The 2,014-nt window shown below is 66.5% G+C and carries 2 protein-coding genes and 1 pseudogene; 1 reads left to right on the top strand and 2 read right to left on the bottom strand.

Annotated elements, in window-relative coordinates; translation table 11 throughout:
- Together LQV45_RS28290 and LQV45_RS28285 are read right to left on the bottom strand one after the other, a co-directional pair.
- A pseudogene (locus LQV45_RS28290) lies at positions 1 to 210 on the bottom strand (hypothetical protein); the annotation flags it as partial.
- Between the two features lie 297 nt (positions 211 to 507).
- A complete protein-coding gene (locus tag LQV45_RS28285) occupies positions 508 to 1,092 on the bottom strand; it encodes an HhH-GPD-type base excision DNA repair protein (protein WP_230010261.1) in 585 nt (194 codons plus the stop codon).
- A 104-nt stretch (positions 1,093 to 1,196) separates the two neighbouring features.
- Here LQV45_RS28285 and LQV45_RS28280 point away from each other — a divergent pair.
- Positions 1,197 to 2,014, top strand: an 818-nt coding sequence (locus LQV45_RS28280) for a protein adenylyltransferase SelO family protein (protein ID WP_230010260.1), incomplete at its 3' end; no start/stop codon positions are given.

Genomic DNA, 2,014 nt, shown 5'->3' with positions numbered 1-2,014 from the left:
GTAGTCACCTTCGGGGTACTGGCCGATTTCCGACCCGGCCGTGCGTCCCGGGGCCGTGCCAGCGCCGCCGTAGTCGGCTGCTACGTAGGGCCCGGATTCCTTGGCTCGGTCTCCCAAGGGTTCGGGCAGGCCGCCCTCCTTGCCGGCCGCACCGTAGTCACCTTGGACGTATTGGCCTTCCTCGTCCTCGGCGTGCCGGCCTCTCTGCACGCCAGCCTTACCGTACGCTCCTTCGACGTACCGGCCCCGGAGCTCCTTATCTTCTGGTTTCACGTCCGCGGGCGCCTGGTCCGCGGGCAATTCGGAGTCGCTGCGGTCTGTCATGATCCTGCCCTCCAGAGACGAATCCATGCGTCTAATCCGGCGCAATTCAAGTCTAGTCAGGGCCACTGCACCATGACAGAGCGCAGTGGCCTCCGGCCGCCCGGGAAGGCATCGATTCAAGCGGGCCGGCCGGCGCAACGGATCAATGAGCCCGTTGGAAGCCTCTGATCCAGGCCCTCCGTATCAGCGCTCGGATGCCTTCGCGGCTTTGATGGCGGCCTTGGCGGCCTGCTTGCTGGCGCGCACTCTTTTCAGCGACTCGGGGTCCACGATGTCGGCGACAGAAAGAAATGCGTTCTCCTGGCCATAGGGGCCGGCGGCCTCACGCCAGCCTGGCGCCTGCAGGCCGCACTGCTTGCCGAGCAGTGCAAGGAAGATCCTGGCCTTTTGCTCTCCGAAGCCGGGCAAGCCCTTCAACCTGCGCAGCACTTCCTCACCGTCCGGGTCGTCCTGGTTCCAGATGGCAGTTGCGTCCCCATTCCAATCGCCTTGGACGGTCGCAGCGAGGTCCTGGACGCGGCCGGCCATGGAGCTGGGGAAGCGGTGGATGGATGGACGCTCCTTGAAGATCTCAACGAAGCCGGCCGGGTCGTATTCGGCGATTGCGGCAGGGGTCATGGACCCGATGCGCGTCCGGATCTTTTCGGGTCCGGCAAACGCAGACTCCATGGTCACCTGCTGGTCAAGCAGCATGCCAACGAGGAGTGCGAACGCGTCATTGCTGAGCAGTTGGTCGGCGGCGGCGTCGCCCGTGATGTGCAGTTCCATGCGCCCATCCTGCCACCAGCTCCGCGCCACGTCATGGCACCGGCCCGATTCTGCTCCGCCGCGACCAGCGGCATTGCTGCCGCTGTGGCCGGTATCCTTGAAAGATGAGTGGCACAGCGCATTCAACCGTCACATTTGATGGCCGCTTCGCCCGGGAGTTCCAGGAGATGGCCATTCCCTGGCGCGCGGAGGAGGCGCCCGAGCCGCACCTTTTGGTGCTTAACGAGCACCTCGGCGCTGAGCTGGGCCTCGATCCGGCCTTCCTCCGGAGTCCGGAGGGTCTGCGTCTGTTGACCGGCAACGCCGTCCCCGCCCATGCCAGTCCGGTGGCGCAGGCCTACGCCGGCCACCAGTTTGGCTGGTACGCGCCCCGCCTCGGCGACGGGCGCGCACTCCTGCTGGGCGAGATCGGGCACGCGGACGGGCAGCTCCGCGACGTCCACCTCAAGGGATCAGGACGCACGCCGTTTGCCCGCAACGGGGACGGCCAGGCGGTGGTCGGTCCCATGCTGCGCGAATACATCGTGAGCGAGTCGATGCACGCGCTGCACATCCCCACGACCCGTTCCCTCGCCGTCGTCGCGACGGGACGTTCGGTGCAGCGCGAGACGCTCCTGCCCGGCGCCATTCTGACCCGGATAGCCAGCAGCCACCTGCGCGTGGGCAGCTTCCAGTACGCCCGGTCCACGGGCGACATCGGCCTCCTTCGCCGCCTCGCCGACTACGCCCTGACCCGTCACCACCCCGCCGCCGCGGAGGCCGGGAACCGATATCTCGCACTCTTCCAAGGGGTCATATCCGCCCAGGCTTCGCTGGTGGCCCAGTGGATGCTCGTCGGATTCGTTCACGGGGTCATGAACACCGACAACATGACGATTTCGGGCGAAACGATCGACTACGGGCCGTGTGCCTTCATGGAAGG

It is taken from the genome of Microbacterium sp. Bi128, assembly GCF_918698205.1.
This window is presented reverse-complemented; position numbering and strand designations above follow the sequence as displayed.